Here is a 25,774-nt window from a genome sequence, read left to right as displayed (position 1 = left end):
GCATTTCTGCATATCGACGGCCGGCCCGGAGACACCCGCCTTTCCCTGCCTTTCGCACCGATGCGACCATCCACCGAGCCGGCTTCCGGCAGCCTGAACTGGGACGACCTGCGCTTTTTCCTCGAAGTCGCGCGCACGCAGCGCGCGAGCGGGGCGGCCAAGCGGCTGGGCGTCGACTACACGACCGTGGCGCGCCGCATTCGCGCGCTCGAAACCGCGATGGGCACGCTGCTGTTCGACAAGTCGCGCTCGGGCGGCTTCACGCTGACGGCCGAGGGGCTGCGGCTCGTCGCGTATGCGGACGCGATGGAGACGACCGTGCAATCCGCCTGCGATCAGCTCGCCAATACCGGCCACGCGCTGTCGGGCCATGTGCGGATCGGCTCGACCGAAGGATTCGGCTGCTTTTTCCTCGCGCCGCAGCTTGCGCAGTTCCGCGTCGCGCATCCGCACGTGACGGTCGATCTGCTGCCCGTCCCGCACTTCGTCAACCTGCCCAAGCGCGAAGCCGATCTGGCGATCACGCTCGAGCGGCCGGAGCGCGGCCCTTACGTCGTCACGAAGCTATGTGACTATCAGCTGCGGCTCTATGCGACGCGCGACTATCTCGCGAGCCATCCGCCGATCGCGAGCACCGACGACCTCGCGCAGCATGCGTTCATCAGCTACGTCGACGATCTCGCGTTCAGCAGCGAATTGCTGTACCTGGAGCGCGCGGTGCCGGGCGCGACGGCCGGGCTGCGCACCACGAGCGTGATCGCACAGGTGTTCGCGGCGCTGCAGGGCGGCGCGCTCGCGATCCTGCCGTGCTTCATGGCCGCCACGCAGCCGGCGCTGGTGCCGGTGTTGCCGCACGACGTGGTGGTCACGCGCTGTTTCTGGCTGACCTGTCGCGAAGATCTGCGCAAGCTGCGGCGCGTAACCGCCTTGTGGGATTACCTGCGCGCGGCCGCCGAGCTCAATCGCGCGTTGCTGATGGGGGAGTCGGCGCAGTTGCGCTTCGTCGGCGATCCGCCGTGACGCGGTGCCGGGCGGCCGGCGCGGCGCATGCCCGCGCGCGACGGCGCAGCGTCGGGAAACGGTTCCACAGGCAGGCGCCATGGGCGTGCGCGCGCGTGAATCGTCGGATAAATCGGGGCGCCGTTGGGGCCGCGTGGATTGACTGAGCGTAAGCCCCGATGCGAGCGAGAGTACTGTTTTGTATGGATTGGTGTTAAATGTAAGGGCGTGCGCGCTCGGGGCGGGCACGAAAGGGGACGCACCGCGGGGCCTGTCGACGCGGGGCGATAAAGAGTGCACATAAAACCAACGAATCGGGCGCAATAGCCCGGTCGAACTGACGGCAGCATTCATATTGAATACCGAACCGCAAAGTTCTCGCTACAGCGCCGGGCTCGCAGCGGAAGTACTCGCGTCCGAGCAGAGTGTGCTGCGGCTGATCACGCGCAACACGCCGCTGCCCGAGTTGCTCCTCGAGGTATGCCGGCGTGCCGAGGCGTTGCTCGGCGACGGGGCGGCCTGCTCGATCCTGCTGCTCGATGCGGATCGCATCCACATGCACGTCGGCGCGGCGCCGTCGCTGCCTGAACAGTACAGCGCCGCGATCGAAGGCCTGCCGATCGGGCCGGCCGTCGGTTCGTGCGGCACGGCGATGCACGAACGCCGGATGGTCGCCGTCGAGGACATCGAAACCGATCCGCTCTGGGCCGACTATCGTGCGCTCGCGCTGTCGTTCGGCCTGCGCGCGTGCTGGTCGGTGCCGTTTCTCGACGACGCGGGCACCGTGCTCGGCGCGTTCGCCGTCTACCATCACGAGCCGCGGTGTCCGACCGACACCGAAACCGACCTGCTGCGCGATATCGGCAATAGCGTCGGCCTCGCGGTGCACCAGGATTCGATCGCTCGGCAACTGGTGCGCAGCGAGGAACATCATCGGCTGGTGGTCAACAGCTTGAACGAAGGCATCCTGGTCGTGTCGCGCGACGGCGTGGTGACCGCGTGCAATCCGAGCGCGCACCGGATGATGCGCGTGAAGGGCGATCTGGTCGGGCGCCGGCTGTCGACGGTGATTCTCTACAAGGTGCACGAGGACGGCACGTCGATCGCGCCGGACGACTGGCCGAGCCGACGCGCGCTCGTCACGGGCGCCTCGCAGCTCGACTATGCGGCGGGCTTCGGGCTCGCGGACGGCGACATCATCTGGGTGCGCGGCAACGCGGTGCCGATCGTCAAGCCGGGCGCCACGCAGCCGGAATCGGTGCTGTTGTCGTTCCACGACATCGGACCCGTGCGCGAGGCGCAGCAGCAGCTGCGCTATCTGGCGACGCGCGATGCGCTGACCGGTCTGTACAACCGGCGCTGGCTGTCCGAGCGGATGCGCGAGCTGTTCGGCAAGCGCGACCCGGTTGCCGGACCCGCGCGCGTCGCGGTCCTGTTCATCGATCTGGACGGCTTCAAGAAGGTCAACGATACGGCCGGCCACGACGCCGGCGACGCGCTGCTGCGCAGCGTCGCGGCGCGGCTCGTCGTATGCGGCAGCGGCCGCCATGCGCTCACGCGCGTCGGCGGCGACGAGTTCGTGATCCTCGTCGAGGACTGCGACGATCCCGACGCGCTGGCCGCGCTCGCGCGCGAGGTGATCGACGCGATCGCGAAGCCGTTCGAGATCGCGAACAACGAGTACTGGCTCGGCGTGTCGATCGGCATCAGCGTCGCGCCGCGCGACGGCGACGACGCGGCCACGCTGATGCGCAACGCCGATTCCGCGATGTACGACGCGAAGCAGCGCGGTCGCAACCACTTCACGTTCTTCACCGCGCAGCTGAACCTGCGGCTGCAGCGCCGCTTCGCGATCGAGCAGTCGCTGCGCCGCGCGATCTCGTCGGATGCGCTGCGGCTCGCGTATCAACCGGTCGTCGACGCGCGCAGCGGCCGCACGGTCGGCGCGGAGGCGCTGTTGCGCTGGACCAGTCCGGAGCTCGGGCCGCTGTCGCCGGCGGAGTTCATCCCGGTCGCGGAAGACACGGGCCTGATCGTCGCGATCGGCCAATGGGTGCTCGAAACGGCCTGCCGGCAGGCCGCCGAATGGCGCCGCACGATCGCGCCCGACATGATGCTGTCCGTCAACCTGTCGCCGCGGCAGTTCCACGAGGGCCTCGTCGAATCGGTCTACCGCTGTCTCGCGCTGACGAAGCTCGACCCGCGCGCGCTCCAGCTCGAAATCACCGAGGGCGTGCTGATGAACGACACGGAAACCGTGCTGCCGATGCTCGAAGCGCTCGCGGACCTGAACGTGCGGATCTCCGTCGACGACTTCGGCACCGGCTATTCATCGCTCGCTTACCTGAAGCGCTTCCCGCTGCACAACCTGAAGGTCGACCGTTCGTTCGTGTCGGGCGTGCCCGATCATCGCGACTCGGTGGCGATCACGCAGGCCGTCGTCGCGATGGCGCACTCGCTCGGCATGAAGGTGACCGCGGAAGGCGTCGAGACGCAAGCGCAGTCGCGGTTCCTGCAGCAGATCGGTTGCGACATGCAACAGGGCTACCTGTTCGACCGGCCGCTCGAAGCGGCCGACTACGCGCGCCGCCTCGTCACCGCGTAGGCGAGCGGTCGGGATCGCTGCCGGGCGCCGACGGCGCCCGCGGCGCCGGCGGCGCCGGCGTGGGTTGCGCATCCACGTCGACGCGATTCTTGCCGCCGTGCTTCGCGCGATACAGCGCGCGATCGGCCGCTTCGATCAGCAAGGTGGCCGGCACGCCCGGCGCGGGCACGATGCTCGCGCCGCCGATGCTGATCGTCACGTAGCGTCCCGTCGACGAATGCGTGTGCTCAAGCCGCAGCGCCTCCACCGCGAGGCGGATCTTCTCGCCGAGCAGCCGCGCGGCGCCCGGCGTCGTGGCCGGCATCACGACCGCGAACTCCTCGCCGCCGAAACGCGCGGCGAAATCGCCCGACTGCGCGAGACAGCGCTCGATCGTCGCGGCTACCTGCCTGAGCACGCCGTCGCCCGACACGTGCCCGTACGTGTCGTTGTACAGCTTGAAGTTGTCGACGTCGATCATCAGCAGCGACAGCTCGCTGCGCTCGCGCGCGCCGCGGCGCCATTCGGCGGCCAGATATTCGTCGAGGTAGCGGCGGTTCGACAGCCCGGTGAGGCCGTCCGAGTGCGTGAGGCGCCGCAGTTCCAGATTGGCCTCGAGCAGTTGCTGCTGCGACTGCCGCAACGCGCGATAGGCCTCGTCGCGCTGCAGCAGGTTCATGTACGAGCGCGAGTGATAGCGGATCCGCGCGACCAGCTCGATGCGGTCCGGCAGTTTGACGAGGTAGTCGTTCGCGCCGCACGCGAACGCCGTGCTCTTGATCGCCGGGTCTTCCTGGGTCGACAGCACGATGATCGGCACGTCGCGCGTCGCCGGGTTCGCGCGGTACGCGCTCACGAGGCTCAGCCCGTCCGCGCCGGGCATCACGAGATCCTGCAGGATCACCGTCGGGCGCGTGTCGATCGCGACGGCCAGTGCGTCGTCCGAGCGCGGGCAGTAGTGGAAGTCGATCCCTTCCTCGTCGACGAGTGCGCGCCGGATCGCCTCGGCGACGATCGTCTGGTCGTCGACCAGCAGAACCATCGCCGGGGTGTCGGCGGTCGGCGTGCGCGGCCCGCGCGCGCTGTCGAGCGCCGCATGCGAGCCGCCGGGCGGGCGGGTGAAGTCACTGGTCATGATCGATGCCGGATTGCGCGATGGCTGAGGGAGTGTGGCGGCGTTTCATCGGGATCGGATCCGCGCGAACGCGGCCGGTCGGCCGGCGCTCGCGCCTGCATGCCGGCGCGGCGCGCCAACGGTTGCGCGCGAGACCGCCGAACGCAGCGGCAGGCGGGCCGCGCAGCGCGCCATTATCGCGCCGGATGCGGGAACGTGCCGGATGCCCGCGCAGGCACGACGCGATGTCGCACGCGGGTCGGGGTTGCCGGCCGACGCGCCGCCTCGGCGGCGCGGCTCGGGTCAATGGCTGCGCGCGTACCCCTGGATCAGCGCGCGCATCATCCCTTCGACGGTCGCGTCGCGCAGATCGGCCTCCTGCTCGGATGCCTCGACGAGCGCGGCGTACGCGGTGGCGAGCGTCACGCGGTCGACCTCGTGGCGCTGCTCCATCAACGTCACCATCCCGTCCTTCGCCAGATGAGCGGAGAACGCGCGGCTGCCGATGGTCTGAAATACGTCGATCATGGCGGCTCTCCCATACGTTGCGTATGCTTTCCAGTCTAGGGCATGTTCGCGCTAATAACGGGCCAGCCCCACGAACGAACTTTTCCAAACAGGGAACGAGCCTTTGCGCGCGCAGGGCGTCGTCGTTCGTCGTTGCAATAGCTACTACGGCTATCGCGCCCTCTCTTTTTGCCCGGCGGGCGCAAAGGCTCGTTCGCAAGCCCGTTATCAGCGTGAACATGCCCTGGTCGCCGCACCGGTGCCGCGCCACGCGGCCCGGCGTGCGCCCGTGCCGGCGCGACGCGCCGCGCACCGGCGCCATGCGGCCGCCGCAGCCTGCCGACGGCGCGCCGCCGCCGCGTGCCGGCACGCTTCAACGTTTACCCGAAGCCGCAAATCATCGACTTTTTATCGATAAATTCTCGTGTTAGATTTTGCCGCCTGAACCCGGTCGAAACCGGGCCTGCGGCGTGCCGGGACGGCGCCGCGCATCCAACGGAAGGAGCGGCAATGCTGGTGCTGATTGGGGTGCCGATCGTCGTGATCGGTTTCGCGCTGCGCTTCAACGCGCTGCTGGTCGTGACGATCGCCGGGCTCGCGACGGGGCTGGCGGGCGGGATGGACATCGTCGGCATCGTGAGCGCGTTCGGCAAGGCGTTCGCCGAGAACCGCTACATGGGCCTCATCTGGCTGACGCTGCCGGTGATCGCGCTGCTCGAGCGCAACGGACTGAAGGAGCAGGCGAAGCGGATGATCTCGCGCGTGCACGCGGCGACGACCGGGCGCGTGCTGATGCTGTACTTCGTGCTGCGCCAGGTGAGCGCCGCGCTCGGCCTCACGTCGCTCGGCGGCCACGCGCAGATGGTGCGGCCGCTGATCGCGCCGATGGCCGAGGCCGCGGCGGTCGGCCGCCACGGCGAGCTGCCGGAGTCGGTGCGCCAGCAGATCCGCGCGCACGCCTCGGCGGCCGACAACGTCGCCGTGTTCTTCGGCGAAGACATCTTCATCGCGATCCAGTCGATCCTGCTGATCAAGGGCTTTCTCGAACAGAACGGCATCTCGATCGAGCCGCTGCAGCTGTCGGTGTGGGCGATTCCGACCGCGCTCGCCGCGCTGCTGATCCATTGCGCGCGGCTCGCGCTGCTCGACCGGCGGCTGTCGCGCGGCTTCGGCGCGTTCGCGCGGGAGGGCGCGGGATGATCGGTCTCGAACCGCTGTACTCGGTGGCCGGCGCGATGTTCGCCGCGTTCGCGTGCTTCAACCTGATGGATCGCACGAACCCGCGCCGCGTCGTCAATTTCGCGTTCTGGGCCATCTATGCGCTGACGTTCCTGTTCGGCGCGCTGCTGCCGCACTTCGTGACGGGCTGTCTCGCGATCGCGCTGGCGCTGATCGCCGGCTCGGGCAAGCTCGGCCGCGGCAAGTCCGACGAAGCCGGCGAGGCGGCGGCCGCGCGGCGCGCGGCGAACGCGCTGCGCTTCGGCAACCGGCTGTTCCTGCCCGCGCTGCTGATTCCCGTCGTCACGCTGATCGGCACGTTCGTGCTCAGGCTCGTGCCGTTCGTCGAACCGAAGAGCGTGACGCTGATTTCGCTCGTGCTCGGCACGCTCGTCGCGTTCGCCGTCGCGCTCGCGATGCTGCGCGATTCGCCCGTTCATGCGCTGAAAGAGGCGCGTCACACGATGGACGCCGTCGGCTGGGCCGCGATCCTGCCGCAGATGCTCGCGGCGCTCGGCGCGCTGTTCGCGCTCGCGGGCGTCGGCGGCGTGGTGTCGGGGCTCGTGCGCGACTGGGTGCCGGTCGATTCGCCGTTCGCGGTCGTTGCCGCATACACGGTCGGGATGGCGCTGTTCACGATGATCATGGGCAACGGGTTCGCGGCGTTCCCGGTGATGACGGCCGGCATCGGCCTGCCGCTGATCGTCCATCAATTTCACGGCAACCCGGCGATCCTCGGGGCGATCGGGATGCTGAGCGGCTTCTGCGGTACGCTGATGACGCCGATGGCCGCGAACTTCAACATCGTGCCGGCCGCGCTGCTGGAACTGAAGGACAAGAACGGCGTGATCAAGGCGCAGTGGCCGACCGCCGTGCTGCTGCTGGCCGTCAATACGCTGCTGATGTACGCGTTCGTATTCCGCTACTGACGAGACCCCATGACCGACCGACTGACTGCCGAGCTGGCCGCGAAATTCGCGTCGCTCGCGCTCGCGCACCTGACCCGCGAATATCCGAACAAGCTCACGCACGAGCTCGCCGGCCCGCACGACGTGCAGGGGCCGCGTGCGCTGCACCCGATCTTCTACGGCAGCTACGACTGGCATTCCTGCGTGCACGGCTACTGGCTCGTGCTGCGCGTGCTCGAGCGCTATCCGGCGCTGCCGCAGGCCGCGCAGATCGTCGCCGTCGTCGATGCGCATTTCACCGACGCGAACGTCGCCGGCGAACGCGCGTATCTCGCGCTGCCGCACAACAGAGGTTTCGAGCGGCCCTATGGTTGGGCGTGGCTGCTCGCGCTGTCCGGACAACTGGAGCGGCTCGCGCTGAGCGGCGCGGTGCCGCAGGCGGCGCGCTGGGCGAAGACGATGGCGCCGCTCGCCGACTTGTTCGTGTCGCGCTTCGAGACGTTCCTGCCGAAAGCGACCTATCCGCTGCGCGTCGGCACGCACTTCAACACCGCGTTCGCGCTCGCGCTCGCGCATGATTTCGCGCGCGCCACGCGGCGCGACGGGCTCGCCGCGCTGATCGCCGATACCGCGAAGCGCTGGCATCTGAACGACGTCGCGTGCCAGGCGTGGGAGCCCTCGGGCGACGAGTTCCTGTCGCCCGCGCTGATGGAGGCGGAGCTGATGCGGCGCGTGCTGCCGGCCGCCGACTTCGACGGCTGGTTCGCACGCTTCCTGCCGGATCTCGCGCGCGGCGAACCGGCGACGCTGTTCGTGCCGGCGACGGTCAGCGACCGCAGCGACGGCAAGATCGCGCATCTGGACGGCTTGAACCTGAGCCGCGCGTGGTGCCAGCGGTCACTGGCGCGCGCGCTGCCGGAACACGACGTGCGGCGCGCGAAACTGCTCGATGCGGCGGAGCGCCATCTGTCCAGCGCGCTCGCGCACGTGGCCGGTGACTACATGGGCGAACATTGGCTCGCGACGTTCGCGTTGCTCGCGATCGAAGCGTAATCTCCATCGCGGTGAGCGGTGAGCAGGGCGGCCCGCAAGCCGCCCCGCGCCATCGCCCGCCGCTCGCGCTTACTGATAGAAGTTGAGCGTGACCATTGCCGAGCGGCCCGGCGCCCACGTCGCGTAGATCGGATACGCGCTCGCGTAATACTGCTTGTCGAACAGGTTCTGCACGTTCAGCTGCACATCCATCGTCTTGTTCACGCGCCACGTTGCCGCGGCGTCGAAGCGCGCGTAGCCGGGCGTCCACTTCTTCACGGCCGACGATACCGAGGCGTAGGTCTTGCTCATCACCGTCGCGCCGGCGCCGAGCGTCAGCTGCGGCAGCACGTCGTAGCTCGTCCACAGCGTGAAGTTGTGCTTCGGCACCATCACCATCGGCAGGCCCGACGCGCCGGGGCTGCCGGGGCCCGCATCGGTCGTGATCGCGTTCAGGTACGAGTAGCCGCCGAACACGCGCCACTTGCGCGTCAGATTGCCCGCGAAGCCGAGCTCGACGCCGCGCACGCGCTGGCTGCCCGCGTTGACCGTATGGCCGAGCCCGTCGCTCACGCGCGCATTGGTCTTGTCGGTCTGAAACAGCGCCGACGTCAGCGACAGCTGATCCTGCAGCACGTCCCACTTCGCGCCGACCTCGATGTTGCGCGAGCGCTCGGGTGCGAGATCCTGGTTCGTCGCGGTGATCTGGTCCGAGCCGCCGCCGAGGCCCGCGTTCGAGCCCGGCGGGTTCGACGACGTGCCGTACGACGCGTACAGGCTCACGTTCGTCACCGGCTTGAACACGAGGCCGAACTGGTAGCTGAACAGGTTCGACGTATTCGACAGGTCGGCGACGCCGGCCTGCTTGCCGGTCGTGTCGTAGCGGTCGAAGCGCAGCCCGGTGTTGAACTGCCAGCGCTCGGACAGCCTGACCGTATCGAAGATGTACGCCGACACGGTGTCGGTGCGCGTGTTCGTCGTCGCGCCGGGGAAGCCCTTGTCGCCGTTCAGCACGATGCTGCCGGTCCACGGCATGTTCGGGTTCCAGCCGCCCGCGAGCGGCGTGCAGTTGCCGGCCACCGAGCACGGGCCGCCGGTGCGGATGTTGTGGCCGGCGGCATCGGACACCAGATAGCCCTCGTAGCGCGACTGCTCATGGCTGAACTCGACGCCGGCCGTCATCGTGTGCTTCATTCCGAACAGTTGCGCGCTGCCGGTCACTTCGGTCTGGTTCGCGATGCTGTTCAGCGCGTACTTGCCGCTCTTCGCCTGCAACGCGATCAGGTTCGGGTTCGACGCGAGGATCTGCGGGTTCGTCGCGACGTAGTCGAGCGTCGAGCGCCCGAACATCGTCGTGTTCTTCAGCTTCCACGCGTCGTTGAGGCGGTGCTCGACGCGCACTTCGCCGGTGTCGGTCTGGCCGTAGCGGTAGTCGCGCGTGTTCAGCCCGAAGAACCGGCCGCGATCGGTCGGCACCGGCGTGCCACCCGACGCGCGGAACGGCACGCTGAAGTCGGGCATGTCGTACGAGTTCATGTGGTAGTAGCTGACCGTGACGGTAGTCGGCGTGTTCAGCCCGAACACGACCGACGGCGCGACGCCCCAGCGCTTGTTGTACACGTCGTTGCGGCCGGGCTGGTTCGCGTCGTGGCCCATCACGTTCAGCCGCACGGCCGTCGTGTCGCCGATCTTGCGGTTCGCGTCGAGCGTCGCCCGCTTGTAGCCGTCGGTGCCGAAGCCGATGCTGCCGTTGACGAAGTTGTCGTTCTGCGGCGTCTTCGTGACGATGTCGATGCTGCCGCCCACCGAGCCGCGGCCCGCGTACACGGAGTCCGGACCCTTGATCACGCTGATCTGCTCGACCGCGAACGTCTCGCGGTTCTGCACGCCCGAATCGCGCATCCCGTCGACGAAGATCGAGTTGCGCGATTCGAAGCCGCGGATCACCGGACGGTCGGCCGACGGGTTCGCGGCCGCGTCGCCGCCGAGGAACGTGATGCCCGGCACCGAGCGCAGCGCGTCCGCGAACGAGGTGACGTTCTTCTCCTTGATCAGCTGCTCGGGAATCACCGTGACCGAGCGCGGCGTGTCGAGCAGCGGCGCGGTGAACTTGTACGACGGCGAACGCTTCACCTGCATGTCCGACAGCGCGGACGACTGCACCGCGATGGCCGGCAGCGTCGCCGACGGCGCGGGCGCTGCGGAACCGGAGGAATCGGTCGAAGCAGTGGACGGAGCCGAAGCGGCGGCGGTTTCCGCGCGCGCGAGCAGCGGCGTCAGGAACACGGAGCAGGCGAGTGCGGACACGACGGCACGAGGCCGCGTCTTGAACGGGACGGACATGGCGAAAGGCAGCGAAAGTAGCGTGAATCGGACGCGTCGTCGCGACACGGCCGGCCGCGGCCGTCGTGTCGGAAAACGTCAATACAAATGCGTATGATTCGCATTAGCGATTGCGATTGTACGGAGCGGTAGGAAATATGTAAACAATCGTATTGTTCCGCAACGAAATCGTCATACTCACGGCGCGGAGCGCGGCGACGGCTTTGCGCATCGCGCAAAGCCGCTTTCCATCGGTGGGCGCTGCGCTCGAACGGCGAGTCGATACACTGCCGTACCGGTTGCACGGGCCCCGGCGAATCAGGCCCCGACGAAGGAGACAGTAGAAGATGGACACCCAACGCGCAGCGGTCGTCACGTACCGCGGCAATGCGATCGAGAACACGCACGTCGCCGATATCGCGGTGGTGGATGCGCACGGCAAGTTGTTGTTCCGGTTCGGCGATCCGTTCCGGGTGACGCTCGCGCGTTCGGCGGCGAAGCCGGCGCAGGCGTTGTCCGTGATCGAGACGGGCGCGCCCGAGCGCTTCGGTTTCGACGACGCCGACATCGCGCTGATGTGCGCATCGCACAGCAGCGAGGAGCGGCACATCGCGCGCACGCGCGCGATGCTGGCGAAGGTCGATGCGCACGAGTCGGACCTGCGCTGCGGCGGCCATGCGCCGCTGTCGGATGAGGTGTACCGCTCGTGGATCAAGCGCGACTACACGCCCACCGGCGTGTGCAGCAACTGTTCGGGCAAGCACGTCGGCATGCTGGCCGGCGCGCGCGTGCTCGGCGCCGCGATCGCCGACTACCATCTGCCCGAGCATCCGATGCAGCTGCGCGTCAAGCAGGTGCTCGCCGACGCGTGCGGGCTGCGCGAAGACGAGGTCGACTGGGCGATCGACGGCTGCAATCTGCCGACCCCGGCATTCCCGCTCGACCGGCTCGCGCGTCTCTACGCGTCGCTCGCCGACAGCGCGGATGCGGTCGAAGCCGGCAGCGTCGCGACCACCGATCGCGTGCGCGCGCTCGCGCGCATCCATCGGGCGATGACGGCGCATCCGGAGCTGGTCGCCGGAGATGGCCGCTACTGCACGGTGCTGATGAACGCGTTCGAAGGGCAGGTGGTCGGCAAGCTCGGCGCCGATGCATGCTACGGGATCGGCGTGCGCGCCTGCGCACGCACGCGCGAACTCGGCGCGCAGGGCGCGCTCGGCATCTCGGTCAAGATCGGCGACGGCAACATCGACGTGCTGTACATGGTCGTCAGCGAGTTGCTCGAGCGGCTGGGGATCGGCACCGACGCGCAGCGTGCGCAGCTCGCCGCGTTCCATCGGCCGCGCATGCTGAACACGCAGGGTGTCGAGATCGGGCACGCGCGCTTCCCGTTCGAGCTGCAACCGGCCTGACGCGAACCGCCGCGCCGGGCGCGGAAAGCGCTCGGCCGCTGCACACGCCGTGGAGCCCGGTATCCGAACGGACCATGGCGATGTCGCTGCCGCTGACCCTGACGCGCGCATGCCCGGCGCGACGCCGGCCATGCGATTGCACGGCCGCCGCCGCGCCGGTTACGCGAGCGCGTCGCGAATCTTCATCAGCTCGACCTCCGACAGCTCGCCGATGTGCGCGAGATGTTCGGCCAGAAAGTCCTTCAGCACGCGCAGCTTCGCCGAGCTGCGCCGGTTCGCGAGATACGCGATGTAGATGTAGTCGCCGGTCAGCTTGTTGTGCAGCCGGTAGCGCGGCAGCACGGCCTCGAGCCGGCCGCTCGCGAGCAGGTCGCGCACCAGCCAGATCTCGAACTCGGCGATGCCGAGCCCCGCGCAGGTCGCGTCGAGCAGCAGCTCCGAGTGATCGGTGACGAGGTTGCCGGCCGGCAGCACGCTGTGCCGCTCGTCGCCGCGCACCAGTTCCCAGCGCGGATCGCCGTCCGGATGCACGTAGCGCAGGCAATTGTGCTGCTGCAGATCCTGCGGCGTCGCCGGTCGCCCGCAACGGTCGAGATAGCCGGGCGTCGCGCACAGCACGCTGTCGTTGCGCGACAGCCGGTGGACGACGAGATTGTCCAGATAGTTCTCGCCCTCGTGGATGTCGAGATCGAAGCCGCCGGCGACCAGATCGTTGTGGTTGTCGGTGAGCCGCACGTCGAGCTGGATCGTCGGGTAGCGCGCGAGAAACGGCGCGATCAGCGGCGCGAGATGGCGGCGGCCGAACGCGACCGGCGCGGTGAGCTTCAGCGGCCCGCTCGGCTGCGCGTTCAGCTCGGCGACGACGCGCAGCGTGTCGTCGAGATCGGCGATCAGCGTGACCGCGCGCTCCAGGTAGATGTGGCCGGCCTCGGTCAGCGTCACGCTGTGCGTCGAACGATGCAGCAGCGCGACGCCGAGCGCGTCCTCGATCGCGGTGATCTTGCGCGCGACCGTCGACGTCGACACGCGCATCTCCTTTGCCACCGCGGAAAAGCTCCCCATTTCGACGACCCGCACGAACGCGCGCATCGCGCCGAGGTGATCGATGCCGGTGTCTCTCGCCATGGTGTTCATCCGTCTCCTGCTGTTGCGTTCCACGCAAAACCGCTTTCGATAATACAGAAACGAGCATCACTCTGCAAAGGCATAGAATGCGATCCCGCGCGTCGGACAGCGGTGCACGCCGCCGTTTTCGGCAGCGCAACGAGACAACAGGAGGGACACCATGACGGAACGCGGCTTTCGCGTCGAAGCGGATCTATTAGGGCAGCGAAACGTGCCCGACTCGGCGTACTACGGCGTCCATACGCTGCGCGCGCAGGAGAACTTCGACATCTCCGGGCGCACGATCGCGTCGCTGCCGTACCTCGTCGTCGCGCTGGCGGCGGTCAAGGAAGCGGCCGCCGACGCCAACTGCGAGCTCGGGCTGCTGCCGCGTGCGTATCGCGACGCGATCGCCGCCGCCTGCGCCGAAATCCGCGACGGCCGCCTGCACGACCAGTTCGTGGTCGACGTCATCCAGGGCGGGGCGGGCACGTCGACCAACATGAACGCGAACGAGGTGATCTGCAACCGCGCGCTCGAAATCATGGGGCATGCACGCGGCCAGTACGAACATCTGCATCCGAACGAGCACGTCAACCTCGCACAGAGCACCAACGACGTCTACCCGACCGCGATCCGCATCGCGACCTGCTTCGCGGTCGAGCAACTGCTCGAGGCGATGGCGCACCTGCGCGACGCGTTCGCGCAGAAGGCCGACGCATTCGCCGATCTGCTCAAGCTCGGCCGCACGCAGTTGCAGGACGCGGTGCCGATGACGCTCGGCCAGGAGTTCTCGACCTATGCGGTGATGGTGAGCGAAGACATCGCGCGCCTGCAGGAGGCCGGCTGGCTGATGCGCGAGATCAACCTCGGCGCGACCGCGATCGGCACCGGCATCACCGCGCATCCCGACTATGCGGCGAAGGCGCTGGCCGCACTGCGGCGCATCACCGGCCTCGACCTGAGCACCGCGCCGAACCTGATCGAGGCGACGCAGGATTGCGGCGCGTTCGTGCAGATGTCGGGCGTGCTGAAGCGGATCGCCGTCAAGCTGTCGAAGATCTGCAACGACCTGCGGCTGCTGTCGAGCGGCCCGCGCGCCGGCTTCGGCGAGATCAATCTGCCGCCGGTGCAGGCCGGCTCGTCGATCATGCCGGGCAAGGTGAACCCGGTGATTCCGGAGGTCGTGAACCAGGTCGCATTCGAGGTGTTCGGCAACGACCTGACCGTGACGTTCGCCGCCGAGGCCGGCCAGCTGCAGCTCAACGCGTTCGAGCCGGTGATCGCCAGCGCGCTGTTCCGCAGCTTCGGCCATCTGAGCGCGGCCTGCACGACGCTCGCCGATCGCTGCGTGAGCGGCATCACCGCGAACCCCGAGCGGCTGCGCGACACGATGGAGCGCTCGGTCGCGCTCGCCACCGCGCTGAACCCGTACATCGGCTACAAGCGCGCCACTGCCGTCGCCAAGGAGGCGCACGAGAGCGGCAAGTCGATTCGCGAGGTCGTGCTGGAACACCGGCTGATGACCGATGCGCAACTCGACGACGCGCTGCAACCCGAAGCGCTGATCCGCCCGCGCGCTTACTGATTTCGGCCACGCGGCGCCGGCGCCTGCCGCCGGCCGCCCGCGCGCCGTTCCCGCGGCGCCGCGTCGGCGGCGCGACACATCAAGAAACGGAGACACACCATGAAGCACGTCAGCGAGCGCGCGCCGGCCAAGACCGGCGGCGCGCAACCCCGCGATGCCGAGCGCGACGCGATGTTCGCGTCGCACGAGGCCGGCTATGAACAGAAGCTCAAGCCGCGCCACGTGCAGATGATCGCGATGGGCGGTGCGATCGGCACCGGCCTCTTTCTCGGCGCGGGCGGGCGCCTGCAGAGCGCGGGGCCCGCGCTCGCGCTCGTCTACCTGGTGTGCGGCGCGTTCGCGTTCCTGATCATGCGCGCGCTCGGCGAGCTCGTGATGCACCGGCCGACCAGCGGCTCGTTCGTGTCGTACGCGCGCGAGTTCATGGGCGAGCGCGCGTCGTTCGTCGCGGGCTGGATGTACTACCTGAACTGGGCGACCACCGGCATCGTCGACATCACCGCCGTCGCGATCTACATGAAGTACTGGGCGGTGTTCACCGACGTGCCGCAATGGGTGTTCGCGCTCGGCGCGCTGGGCATCGTGTCGGTGATGAACATGATCGGCGTGAAGGTGTTCGGCGAAATGGAATTCTGGTTCTCGATCGTCAAGGTCGGGACGCTCGCGCTGTTCCTCGCGGTCGGCGCGGTGTTTCTCGCGAGCGGCCATCCGGTCGCCGGGCAGATGCCGGGCCTGCATCTGGTCGCCGATCACGGCGGGATCTTTCCGCACGGCATCCTGCCGGCCGTGCTGATCGTGCAGGGCGTCGTGTTCGCGTATGCGAGCATCGAGCTCGTCGGCGTCGCCGCGGGCGAGACCGCCGACGCGCGCAAGGTGCTGCCGAAGGCGATCAACAGCGTGATGTGGCGCATCGCGCTGTTCTACGTCGGCTCCGTCGTGCTGCTGACGATGCTGCTGCCGTGGACCGCGTACAGCGCCCACGAAAGCCCGTTCGTGACGTTCTTCAGCAAGCTCGGCGTGCCGTACGTCGGCACGGTGATGAACGTGGTCGTGCTCACCGCCGCGCTGTCGAGCCTGAACTCGGGCCTGTATTCGACCGGGCGCGTGCTGCGCTCGCTCGCGATGGGCGGCTCGGCGCCGCGTTTCGTGTCGCGGATGAATGCGCGCGGCGTGCCGTACGGCGGCATCCTCGTCACGGTCGCGGTCAACGCGCTCGGCGTGCCGCTGAACTACATCGTGCCGGCGCAGGCGTTCGAGATCGTGCTGAACATGGCGTCGCTCGGCATCATCACGACCTGGGGCTTCATCGTGATGTGCCAGATCCTGTTCCGCCGCGCGGTCGATCGCGGCGAGCTGAGCCCGGTGTCGTTCCGGATGCCCGGCGCGCCGTTCACGTCGTGGCTCACGCTCGGATTCCTGGTCAGCGTGCTGGTGCTGATGGCGTTCGACTATCCCGGCGGCACGTGGACCGTCGCGATGATTCCGGTCGTCGTACTCGCGCTGGTGGTCGGCTGGAAGCTCGCGAAGCGCGGCGCGGCGCGCGATGCCGCTGCTGCGGCCGCGGCCCAGGCTGCCTCGCCGATCGCCGCCGATCCCGCGGGCAGCGTCTGACGATGCCGGCCGCGCGCGCCGGCGCCCGGCCGGCCCACCGCGCTCAGTTCAAGCCGAACCGCGCACCGATCCATTGGCTGAAATCGGCCGCCATCTGCGCGGTGAGTTCGTGGCCGGCGTCGTAGCGCCACGTGTCGTGCGCGACGCCGAGCGCCGTCAGCTTCGCGTCGGCCGTGTCGGCCCATGCGAGCGGCAGCTTGTCGTCGAAGCGGCCGTGCATCACCAGCGCGTGCAGCGGCTTCAACGCGTCGCGCGGTGCGATCAGCGGATCGATTTCCGGCAGGATGCGCCCGCACAGCACCGCGAACGCGGCGACGTCGGCCGGCGACGTGAGCGCGACGCTCGCGCTCATGATGCCGCCCTGGCTGAAGCCGGCGATCGCGACGGGCAACGCGGCGGCTTGCTGCGCGGCGTCGCGCGCGCGTAGCGCGCGCAGCAGCGCGATCAGCTTCAGGCGGCTCGCATCGGCGCGGGCCGCGTCGATTTCCGGGCCGTTCGGGCCGAAGCGCACCGGAAACCATGCATGCTGGCCTGGCCCGAACGCCAGCGGCGCGCGCAGGAACGCGATTTCGATGCGCGGGTCGATCGTATCGGCCAGGTTCAGCAGATTGGTTTCGTTGCCGCCGACGCCGTGCAGCAGCAACAGGCGGCCCGCCGGGCGGCCGACGGCCGCGCGCAGCCGGTAGTGGAGGCCCGATTCGGGGTCGGTGGTCAGCTGGGCAACGTCGGTCATCGCGTGGGTCCGGTAGCGAAACGATCCGACAGTCTATGCCGCGCAGCCGGCAGAGTGAACCGCCGGATGGTGATTGATCCTTTCCCGACAGGAATGAATGCCGTCCGGCATCGCGGCCGGCGCTGCGTCGCGCGTATTGCGAATCAGCCACCGGAAAACTGCCGCCAAATGTCCGGCCGGCAGCCAGCCGACCTCGACGATTTGCAGGCGTTCTGCCGGAATCGACACCATTTCAATCGCCGGATTACGAATGGAAAGCGCATATCCGAATTCGTCCGTCGCCGCGCTGAAAGGAGATGGCGAACCCTTGCCGGACAACGATTAACGGCCGATTCCGTCGGAACTTTAGGAATTCGGCTGCGCAATTAATCATTGCAATTTCATCAACGATCCATTGATTTCCGGTCATCGGACCGTCATACACCATCCCCGATAATTCGCCGCTCATATTCTTTCAATAGACCAGAGGGCGATTGAAGCCGGATCGCTGCGGGGAGCTGTACTCATGACCATTCGTCATCGCATTACGCTGCTAGTCGTCCTGACGTTCATCGCGCTGTCCTCGATCGGCGCGTACGCCGTGTACCAGACGCGCAAGAGCGCCGCCGAGGTCCGTCAGGTTACCCAGGGAATCGTGCCGAGCGCGCTCGCGTCGGCGGATCTCGTCGCCGACGTGAAGAACATCCAGATCGCGACGATGACGCTGGTGTACGCACCGGACCCGCAAACCGCCTCGCAGGCGCGCGACGAGCTGAAGGCGAAGCAGGCGGCGCTGCGCGCCGCGCTCGACGCACAGGCGAAGTCGGCGGTCGGCCAGGCGCAGCAAGGGCTCGTCGCGCAAGCGCGCGACAGCGCCGCGAACTACTTCGCCGCGATCGACGACACCGTCAAGATGAAGGCCGACGGCAAGGCGGAGATGGCGCAGGCGTACCTGTTCGCGAACGTCGCGCAGTATCGCGACGAACTCGAAGGGATCGTCGACACGCTGCGCATCGAGAAGAACCGCCAGAAGGACGACGCGATCAGCGCGCTGAACGGCATGCTGGCGACCACGGCGACCGCGATCGCGGGCGTCGCGGGCACGGTCGTCGTGCTGCTGACGGCGCTCGGCTTCGTGCTGTACCGCCAGATCACGCGCCCGCTGAGCCGGATGCAGACCATGATGAGCGAGATCGCGACGAGCCAGGACTTCACGCGGCGCGTGCCGGTCGGCCGGATGGACGAGATCGGTCACTCGATCGTCGCGTTCAACGGGATGATCGAGAAGATCCAGCAGAACGCCGCGCAGCTGAAGCAGAAGACGGCCGACATCCAGGCGATGCTGCAGAACATGCAGCAGGGGATCCTGACCGTCGTCGAAGGCGCGCGCGTGCACGGCGAGTATTCGGCGTATCTGGAAACCATCTTCGAGACCGACGACATCGCGGGCCGCGACCTGATGGCGCTCGTGTTCGACGATTCGAGCATCGGCGCCGACGCGCGCTCGCAGGTCGAAGCGGCCGTGCACGCGTGTCTCGGCGAGGACAGCATGAACTTCGCGTTCAACGAGCACCTGCTCGTCAACGAAGTCGCGAAGCGGATGCCGGACGGCCGCGAGAAATGGCTCGACCTGAGCTGGTCGGCGATCACCGACGACACCGACACGGTCGTGCGGCTGATGCTGTGCGTGCGTGACGTGACCGAGATTCGCGAGCTGACCGCGCAAGCGGGCGAACAACAGCGCCGGCTCGAGATGATCGGCGAGATCCTGTCGATCAGCCAGGACAAGTTCCACGACTTCGTGCACAGCGCGAAGGGCTTCCTCAGCGAAAACGAGCGGATGATCCGCCAGCACGAGCGCGCCGATCATTCGATCGTCGCCGCGCTGTTCCGCAACATGCACACGATCAAGGGCAATGCGCGCACGTACAGCCTGCAGCACCTGACCAACATCGTGCACGAGGCGGAGCAGGCGTACGAATCGCTGCGCCGCGCGGACGGCGGCCCCGAATGGAACCGCGATGCGTTGATGGAAGACCTGGCCCGCGTGCGCGACGCGGTCGACCATTACGCGACGATCAACGCGGTGACGCTCGGCCGCGACGGCGAGCCGGTGCCGCGTGACGGCGCCGACTACCTGATGGTTGAGCGCGCGCATATCAGCGAGAGCCTGCGCATGCTCGACGGCGCCGATCCCGCGAACGCGAGCGACTGGCTCGCCGCGCGCGATTCGGTGCGCCGCCTGCTGAGCCAGTTCGGCACGCAGCGGATCGGCGATGCGCTGGCCGGCGTGATCGAATCGCTGCCGTCGCTCGCGGCCGAGCTCGGCAAGCCCGCGCCGGTCGTGCATATCGACAGCAACGGGCAGCGCGTGCGCAGCGAGATCGGCGCGACGCTGAAGAACGTGTTCATGCATCTGCTGCGCAACGCGCTCGACCACGGGATCGAAACGTCCGACGAGCGGCGCGCGGCCGGCAAGCCGGTGGCCGGCACCATCGACATCGCGGTTGCCGCCGACGGCGACGCGCTGCGCTTCGTGCTGCGCGACGACGGCCGCGGTCTTGCGCTCGCCCGCATCCGCGCGATCGCGCGCGAGCGCGGCTGGATCGACGCCGGCAACGAAGCGGCGATGACCGATGAAGCCGTGGCCGAGCTGATCTTCCGGCCGGGCTTCTCGACCGCGCGCGCGGTGACCGAAGTGTCGGGGCGCGGCGTCGGGATGGACGCGGTGCGCAATTTCCTGAAACGCGACGGCGGCGACATCGCGCTGCGCTTCACCGACGATCGCGCCGGCGCGTCGTATCGCGCGTTCGAGACGATCGTGTCGCTGCCGGCGCGTTTCGCGGCCGAGGGCGACGGCCGGGACGTCGAGGCGCACGCGCGCGCCGGCATCGCGAACGTCGACGCAGCGGAGTGAACGTGCAGGCGTGGATGATTCCGGTCGGCGCCGCTCTGAGCGGCGGCGTGGCGGCCGCGTTGATCGCCTTCATCGTCGCGCGGGTGTTGCGCGCGCGTTCCGCAGCCGCGATCGCGAGCGAAACGCACGCATTGCGCGACGCGCTGAACGCCGCCGACGCGCGTGCCGACGCGGCCGTCGCCGCGCATGCGCAGGCGGCGCAGGCCTGGACGCAGCGGGAAGCGGAGCTCGAACAGGCGCTGGCGCGCGAGACGGCCGGCGCCGACGAGCGGCGCGACGCGCTGCAGGCGCTCGCGGCCGAGCGCGCGGCGCTGTCGCAGCACGCGACGAAGCTCGCCGACGAAGCCGCGCGGCTGCGCGGGCTGGCCGGCACGTTCGAGCGCTGGCACGAGCAGATGATCTCGCTCACCACGCAGAACCAGGACATGCGCGCGAAGAACCAGGAGCTGTCGGCGATCGTCGCGCACGTGTCGATCGTGTCGTTGAACGCGTCGATCGAAGCGGCGCGCGCCGGCGCGGCCGGGCGCGGCTTCTCGATCGTCGCGAGCGAGGTGCGCGGGCTGGCGGCGCGCTCGCAGCAATTGTCGAACAGCTATCGCGACAGCCTGAACCGCAACGACCTCGTGACGGCCGCGACGTTCCAGGACATCCAGGCCGGCGGCAAGATGATCACCGCCGCGCTGGCAACCGTCGAGACGCTCGCGGCGCAACTGCACGCGCGGCTCGAAGGAGCGGCGGCGTGATCAGTGCGCAGGCGCGTGCCGGCTTCGAGCGGATCTTCTTCGATGCGGCGCGCACGCGGCTCGCGGGCGGCGGCCCATGCGAGATCCGGCCGGTCGCGCACGATGCCGGGCGCGCACCGGACGATCCGTCGCGCACCCAGCGGCGCGCCAAGCCCGATGCGCGCGAGCAGGTCGTCGTGCTGACGATCTCGGCCTTGCATTTCCGTCTGCTGCTCGCGCTGCGCTTTCGCGACGATGCGCCGACGCAACGTCATTTCGCCGCGACGACGCCCGGAGCGAGCACGCAGCGGCCGCTGGCCGAAGCGTTCATGGAAGTCGCGAACCTGTGCTGCGGCGCGATCAACCAGGCGCTCACCGCGCCATTTCCCGATCTCGGGATGTCGACGCCTTATCTGCTGAGCGGCGAGAGCGTCGATTACCTGGCCGCGCTGCATCCCGCTCACACGGCCGCGTACGACGTGACGCTCGACGGCGACGTGCGGATCGGCGCGACGCTCTGCGTGTGCGCGAACGCGCCGGTGGATTTCCACGTGCCGGAAGCGGCTGCGGTGGACACGGGCGGCGAGCTCGAACTGTTTTGACCGAATCCGAGGATTATCCGAGATGACCGTGGACCAACCCGTCAGCAAGGTGCTCGTGCTGGACGACAGCCGCGCGCATGCCGCGACGATCAAGCGCTTTTGCGACGAGCACAACCTCGTGGGCCTGACCGTGCGCCGCAACCGCCTGTTGCAGGTGCTGCGCTCGAACATCGATCTCGGCGCGATCCTGCTCGCCGAAGACTACGGCGGCTCGCCGGCCGAGAGCGCGATCGTCGCGACGCAGATCGACGCGCTGCGCCCCGAGTTGCCGATCATCCTGCGCCGCGCGGCGGATGCGTCGCGCGACGGGCTGCCCGATGCGCTCGCGCGCGTCGCGTGCGCGGCCTACGTCGCCGATGACCTGACGCCGCTCAAGCGCGCCGTCGACGAATACCTGTTCGGCCGCGATTACCCGAACGCGCTCGTGCGCGGCATCGCGGAGATCACCGAGGCGCGCCTCGACGGCCTGTTTCCGGGGATGGCGATCGAATGCGACACGCCGTGCATCGTGCGCGACCAGATCATCTTCGGCGAAGTGTTCAGCCTGATCGCGCTCGAAAGCGCGTGGTGCCGCGGCTACATGCTGCTGCAGACGAGCGAGCAGCCGCTGCTCGACATGATCGGCGGCACGCGCGACGACGGCCGCGCACCCGATTTTCGCGACGTCAACAGCGTGCTCGGCGAATTGACGAATCTCGTGTGGGGCGCGTTCAAGGACCGCTATCTCGGCGACGCCGACGCGCTCGCGCGCCATCCGGTGCAGGTGCCGCTCGTCGTCAATCACAAGCAGAAGTTCATCTCGTTCGGCGGCGACTGCCCGCAGCTCTGCTTCAAGTATCGCGTGACCGATCGCGCGTCGGGCCGCGCGGTGCAGCTCGATCAGCGCTTCGTGTTCAGCTTGAGCTGGTCGCCGGAGGATTTCCGCGAAACGGTGCACGACGTCGGGCCGATGGTCGAGTCGGGCGAGCTCGAACTGTTTTGAACATTGAAGTCGGCAACGACGCAAAAGGGGAAGAAAGCATGGCAAAGATTCTGGTGGTCGACGATTCGGGCACGGTGCGCGACGAAGTCGCGGGCTTCCTGCGCAATCACGGGCTCGACGTCGCGACGGCAGTGGACGGCAAGGACGGGCTCGCGAAGCTCAAGGCGACGCCCGGCGTGCGCCTCGTGATCAGCGACGTCAACATGCCGAACATGGACGGCCTGACGATGGTCGAGAAAATCCGCGGCGAACTGGCGAACACGTCGGTCAACGTCGTGATGCTGACGACCGAAAGCAGCCCGGCGATGAAGGAGCGCGGCAAGGCTGCCGGCGTGAAGGGCTGGATCGTCAAGCCGTTCAAGGGCGACGCGGTGCTCGACGCGCTGAAGAAACTCGCGGGCTGACCGCGCGGCGTGGGCTTCCCCGTTGGACTATATTGATGCGTGATCGCATCGACATCATTTCAACCGGGGACGTCATGGATACGAATTGCGCTTCGGCAGCACCCATCCTGTTGCACGACGTGCGTGACGGCGTCGTCACGCTGCGGCTGAACCGTCCGCAGCAGTTCAACGCGTTGTCCGAGGAACTGCTCGCGAGCCTGCAGGCGGCATTCGATTCGATCGCCGCCGACCCGCAGGCGCGCTGCGTGGTGCTCGCCGCCGAAGGCCGCGCATTCTGCGCGGGCCACGACCTGCGGCAGATGCGCGGCAAGCCGGAACTCGATTACTACCGTGCGCTGTTCGCGCAATGCAGCCGCGTGATGCTCGCGATGCGCGCGTTGCCGGTGCCGGTGATCGCGCGCGTGCAGGGGATCGCGACGGCGGCCGGCTGCCAGCTGGTTGCCGCATGCGATCTCGCGATCGCGGCCGATACCGCGCGTTTCGCGGTGTCGGGGATCAACGTCGGGCTGTTCTGTTCGACGCCGGCCGTCGCGCTGAGCCGCAACGTGGGCGCCAAGCGCGCGTTCGACATGCTGGTCACCGGCCGCTTCGTCGATGCGGCGACGGCCGCCGCGTGGGGGCTCGTCAACGAGGCCGTGCCGGAGGATGCGCTCGACGCGGCCGTCGCGCGCAAGGTCGCGGAGATCGTCGCGAAGAGCCCGGCGGCGGTGCGCTACGGCAAGCAGATGTTCTACCGGCAGCGCGAGCTGCCGCTCGACGATGCATACGCGTATGCGGGCGACGTGATGGCCCGCAACATGATGGAAGAAGATGCGGGCGAGGGAATCGACGCGTTCCTGGAGAAGCGCGAGCCGATCTGGCGTTCGTAGCGGGCAGGGGAGCGGCGCGGTGCGGGGCCAGCGTTGCCTTCGCCGATGCGCGGCGCCTCTACGCGGCGGCTGCGCGCACGCGCCGCGTGCAATGCGGCCCGCAACCGTATGCGGCGCGCTGACGGCACCTGCAACGCGCCGCCGCCGCGCTCGTCAACGTCCGTAGCTGCCGGTGCGCAGCGCCGGCTCCGCTGCCGACGCGCCGGGCGGCACGACCACCACCGGCACGCGGCGTGCGAGTGCGCACATCAGCTCGTAGCCGATCGTGCCGCTCGCTTCCGCGACGTCGTCCACCTTCACCTGATCGCCCCACAGCTCGACGCTCGAGCCGATGCCGGCGTTCGGGCACGGCGTCAGATCGACGGTCAGCATGTCCATCGATACGCGGCCGATCACGCGCGTCATCACGCCGTCGACGGCGATCGGCGTGCCGGTCGGGGCGTGGCGCGGATAGCCGTCCGCATAGCCGCATGCGACGACGCCGATCCGCATCGGCTGCTCGGCCGTGAAGCGGCGGCCGTAGCCGACCGTTTCCTGCGGCGCGAGCGTCTGTACGCCGATGATCTTGCTGGTGAGCGTCATCGCCGCCATCAGCGGCGTATCGGCGATGTGCCGCGACGCGCCGGTCGGCGATGCGCCGTACAGGATCGTGCCGGGCCGCACCCAGTCGCGATGCGCCTGCGGATGCCACAGCACGGCGGCCGAATTCGACGTCGAACGCTCGCCCGGGATCCCGGCCGTGGCTGCATCGAACTGGTCGAGCTGCCAGGCGACTTCGCCTTCGTCGGCGTTCGCGAAGTGCATCATCAGCGTGATGTTGCCGATCGACGGTGCAGCCGCCGCGCGTTCCCACGCGGCGCGGAACAGGTGCGGACGGTAGCCGAGCCGGTTCATCCCCGAGTTCATCTTCAGCTGGATGTCGATCGGTCGTTGCGGCTGCGCGGCGATCAGCAGATCGAGCTGCTCGTCGCAGTGCACGGCCACCGTGAGCCGGTGGCGGTCGGCGAGTTCGACGTCGACCGGCTCGAAGATCCCTTCGAGCAGCAGCACCGGCTTGTCCCAGCCGAGCTCGCGCACGCGCACGGCTTCGTCGAGATCGAGCAGCGCGATGCCGTCGGCGGCCGCGAGGCCCGGATAGATCCGCTCGATCCCGTGACCATATGCATTGGCCTTGATCACGGCCCACACGCGCGAGCGCGCGGCGGTGCGGCGGATGAAGTCGAGGTTGTGGCGGACGGCGTCGGGACGGATATGGGCGACGATGGGACGGGGCATGGTCGGTTCGGATCGAAGGTCGTTCGGCGCGCGCACGACGGTGCAGCGCGGGGTCGGCAGGGTGGCGTGGCGACGTGCCAAGCCAGTTTCGATCGCTATCTTATGTATGTTGGACCAGTTTTAATTAACGTATTTAGCGTTGATTTGGTGGAATGTTCGATCTCGCGGGCGGGTCGTCGCGACTTCGCGCAGCCGGCCTTGCCGAGTCCGCCGTCTAGAAAACCGGTGCGCGAACGGGGTGTCGCGATGCTAAGCTCTGCGAGACCGTGTCATTGATCGATGTAATCATAAAGGAGGAGACTTTGATGACGACGTCCCAGCTGTGCCTGTTCATCGTGGCGCTGTTGCCGTTCCCCATGACTTTTCTCGCGAAGGCCCGCAAGGGCTACGACAACCATGCGCCGCGCGCGTATCTCGCGCGGCTCGAAGGCTGGCGCGCGCGGGCGCAGGCCGCGCACCAGAACGCGTGGGAAGCGCTCGCGCTGTTTACGGCCGGGCTCGTCGTCGCGTGGCACAACGGCGCGAATGCGCATCACGTCGACCAGCTCGCGATCGCGTTCGTCGCGATCCGCATCGTGTATGCGCTGATGTACGTGCTGGACTGGGCGGCGCTGCGCTCGCTCGTGTGGTTCGCCGGGATGGCCTGCGTCGTCGCGCTGTTCTTCGCCGCGCCGTGACGACGATGAGGTAACGAGCCGGCGATGCCCGCGCCGCTGTGTGCGTGGGCTCGCCTGGCACCACCCGCGCCGCGCGCGTGAGCGTCATGGGATGCGTTGTGGATGCGGGCGCTACGGCCTTCGCGCGCTTGAGCGGCGGCGCGCCGGCTTCGCTGGGCACGAACGCGGTCGACGGCGACCGGCGCGCGCCGGCCCAGCGTGAGAGGGGATGCTTC

The 25,774-nt window shown here is 68.4% G+C and carries 22 protein-coding genes; 15 read left to right on the top strand and 7 right to left on the bottom strand.

Annotated elements, in window-relative coordinates; translation table 11 throughout:
* Positions 1-60: 60 nt before the first annotated feature.
* On the top strand, positions 61-1,020 hold the full coding sequence (locus tag C3Y15_RS12395) for a LysR family transcriptional regulator (RefSeq protein ID WP_069246525.1): 960 nt from the start codon (positions 61-63) through the stop codon (positions 1,018-1,020).
* 334 nt (positions 1,021-1,354) lie between these two features.
* Complete coding sequence (locus tag C3Y15_RS12390) at positions 1,355-3,604, top strand: EAL domain-containing protein (RefSeq protein ID WP_011881917.1); 2,250 nt, start codon at positions 1,355-1,357, stop codon at positions 3,602-3,604.
* Here C3Y15_RS12390 and C3Y15_RS12385 read toward each other — a convergent pair.
* Positions 3,594-4,718 (bottom strand): diguanylate cyclase, encoded by a 1,125-nt coding sequence (locus C3Y15_RS12385; RefSeq protein WP_069246524.1) that lies wholly within the window; start codon positions 4,716-4,718, stop codon positions 3,594-3,596. The two genes, C3Y15_RS12390 and C3Y15_RS12385, sit on opposite strands and share 11 nt — an antisense overlap.
* Before the next feature lie 282 nt (positions 4,719-5,000).
* Positions 5,001-5,225: a hypothetical protein gene (locus tag C3Y15_RS12380; protein ID WP_006399758.1), complete on the bottom strand. Its 225-nt coding sequence runs from the start codon at positions 5,223-5,225 to the stop codon at positions 5,001-5,003.
* A gap of 489 nt (positions 5,226-5,714) precedes the next feature.
* On the opposite strand from C3Y15_RS12380, the gene C3Y15_RS12375 reads away from it, so the two are divergent.
* The 3 genes from C3Y15_RS12375 to C3Y15_RS12365 are packed head-to-tail and all read left to right on the top strand — an operon-like array spanning position 5,715 to position 8,383.
* Positions 5,715-6,404 (top strand): DUF969 domain-containing protein, encoded by a 690-nt coding sequence (locus C3Y15_RS12375; protein WP_059461141.1) that lies wholly within the window; start codon positions 5,715-5,717, stop codon positions 6,402-6,404.
* Positions 6,401-7,351, top strand: coding sequence for a DUF979 domain-containing protein (locus tag C3Y15_RS12370; protein ID WP_059461140.1), 951 nt, complete (start codon positions 6,401-6,403; stop codon positions 7,349-7,351). The genes C3Y15_RS12375 and C3Y15_RS12370 overlap by 4 nt, the downstream gene beginning before the upstream one ends.
* Positions 7,352-7,360: 9 nt before the next feature.
* Positions 7,361-8,383 (top strand): DUF2891 domain-containing protein, encoded by a 1,023-nt coding sequence (locus tag C3Y15_RS12365; protein WP_060044418.1) that lies wholly within the window; start codon positions 7,361-7,363, stop codon positions 8,381-8,383.
* A gap of 69 nt (positions 8,384-8,452) precedes the next feature.
* On the opposite strand, the gene C3Y15_RS12360 is transcribed toward C3Y15_RS12365, so the two are convergent.
* Entirely contained in the window at positions 8,453-10,705 is a 2,253-nt protein-coding gene (locus C3Y15_RS12360) for a TonB-dependent receptor (protein ID WP_069246523.1), read from the bottom strand.
* Positions 10,706-11,031: 326 nt separating this feature from the next.
* On the opposite strand from C3Y15_RS12360, the gene C3Y15_RS12355 reads away from it, so the two are divergent.
* Positions 11,032-12,096, top strand: a complete 1,065-nt coding sequence (locus C3Y15_RS12355; RefSeq protein ID WP_069246522.1) for an asparaginase — start codon at positions 11,032-11,034, stop codon at positions 12,094-12,096.
* A gap of 159 nt (positions 12,097-12,255) precedes the next feature.
* Here C3Y15_RS12355 and C3Y15_RS12350 read toward each other — a convergent pair whose 3' ends face one another.
* Positions 12,256-13,230, bottom strand: a complete 975-nt coding sequence (locus tag C3Y15_RS12350) for a LysR family transcriptional regulator (RefSeq protein WP_011881924.1) — start codon at positions 13,228-13,230, stop codon at positions 12,256-12,258.
* A 151-nt stretch (positions 13,231-13,381) separates the two neighbouring features.
* Here C3Y15_RS12350 and aspA point away from each other — a divergent pair, with 151 nt between their 5' ends.
* Positions 13,382-14,788, top strand: coding sequence for an aspartate ammonia-lyase (gene aspA / locus C3Y15_RS12345; RefSeq protein WP_011881925.1), 1,407 nt, complete (start codon positions 13,382-13,384; stop codon positions 14,786-14,788).
* 99 nt (positions 14,789-14,887) lie between these two features.
* Positions 14,888-16,399: an amino acid permease gene (locus C3Y15_RS12340; protein ID WP_034193810.1), complete on the top strand. Its 1,512-nt coding sequence runs from the start codon at positions 14,888-14,890 to the stop codon at positions 16,397-16,399.
* A 43-nt stretch (positions 16,400-16,442) separates the two neighbouring features.
* Here C3Y15_RS12340 and C3Y15_RS12335 read toward each other — a convergent pair whose 3' ends face one another.
* Together C3Y15_RS12335 and C3Y15_RS12330 are read right to left on the bottom strand one after the other, a co-directional pair.
* Complete coding sequence (locus C3Y15_RS12335) at positions 16,443-17,132, bottom strand: phospholipase (RefSeq protein ID WP_046427308.1); 690 nt, start codon at positions 17,130-17,132, stop codon at positions 16,443-16,445.
* 33 nt (positions 17,133-17,165) lie between these two features.
* A complete protein-coding gene (locus tag C3Y15_RS12330; RefSeq protein WP_124259929.1) occupies positions 17,166-17,450 on the bottom strand; it encodes a hypothetical protein in 285 nt (94 codons plus the stop codon).
* A gap of 187 nt (positions 17,451-17,637) precedes the next feature.
* Here C3Y15_RS12330 and C3Y15_RS12325 point away from each other — a divergent pair, with 187 nt between their 5' ends.
* The 6 genes from C3Y15_RS12325 to C3Y15_RS12300 all read left to right on the top strand — a co-directional run bounded on the left by C3Y15_RS12325 (position 17,638) and on the right by C3Y15_RS12300 (position 23,607).
* Positions 17,638-20,028 (top strand): MCP four helix bundle domain-containing protein, encoded by a 2,391-nt coding sequence (locus tag C3Y15_RS12325; RefSeq protein ID WP_069246521.1) that lies wholly within the window; start codon positions 17,638-17,640, stop codon positions 20,026-20,028.
* Positions 20,029-20,030: 2 nt separating this feature from the next.
* Positions 20,031-20,771, top strand: a complete 741-nt coding sequence (locus tag C3Y15_RS12320) for a methyl-accepting chemotaxis protein (protein WP_011881929.1) — start codon at positions 20,031-20,033, stop codon at positions 20,769-20,771.
* Positions 20,768-21,352 carry a hypothetical protein gene (locus tag C3Y15_RS12315; RefSeq protein ID WP_011881930.1) on the top strand — a complete coding sequence of 195 codons (585 nt, stop codon included), beginning with the start codon at positions 20,768-20,770 and terminating at the stop codon, positions 21,350-21,352. Before C3Y15_RS12320 ends, C3Y15_RS12315 begins: the two co-directional genes overlap by 4 nt.
* A 22-nt stretch (positions 21,353-21,374) precedes the next feature.
* Positions 21,375-22,334 carry a chemotaxis protein CheX gene (locus C3Y15_RS12310; RefSeq protein ID WP_014725114.1) on the top strand — a complete coding sequence of 320 codons (960 nt, stop codon included), beginning with the start codon at positions 21,375-21,377 and terminating at the stop codon, positions 22,332-22,334.
* 38 nt (positions 22,335-22,372) lie between these two features.
* Complete coding sequence (locus C3Y15_RS12305; protein WP_006765703.1) at positions 22,373-22,738, top strand: response regulator; 366 nt, start codon at positions 22,373-22,375, stop codon at positions 22,736-22,738.
* Between the two features lie 74 nt (positions 22,739-22,812).
* Positions 22,813-23,607, top strand: coding sequence for an enoyl-CoA hydratase (locus C3Y15_RS12300; protein ID WP_085954508.1), 795 nt, complete (start codon positions 22,813-22,815; stop codon positions 23,605-23,607).
* A gap of 153 nt (positions 23,608-23,760) precedes the next feature.
* Here C3Y15_RS12300 and alr read toward each other — a convergent pair whose 3' ends face one another.
* A complete protein-coding gene (gene alr / locus C3Y15_RS12295) occupies positions 23,761-24,882 on the bottom strand; it encodes an alanine racemase (RefSeq protein WP_014725112.1) in 1,122 nt (373 codons plus the stop codon).
* Positions 24,883-25,187: 305 nt separating this feature from the next.
* Here alr and C3Y15_RS12290 point away from each other — a divergent pair, with 305 nt between their 5' ends.
* Positions 25,188-25,559 carry an MAPEG family protein gene (locus C3Y15_RS12290; RefSeq protein ID WP_011881935.1) on the top strand — a complete coding sequence of 124 codons (372 nt, stop codon included), beginning with the start codon at positions 25,188-25,190 and terminating at the stop codon, positions 25,557-25,559.
* Positions 25,560-25,774 lie beyond the last annotated feature (215 nt).

It is taken from the genome of Burkholderia sp. B10 (genome assembly GCF_004368385.1).
GTDB lineage: Bacteria > Pseudomonadota > Gammaproteobacteria > Burkholderiales > Burkholderiaceae > Burkholderia > Burkholderia vietnamiensis.
This window is presented reverse-complemented; position numbering and strand designations above follow the sequence as displayed.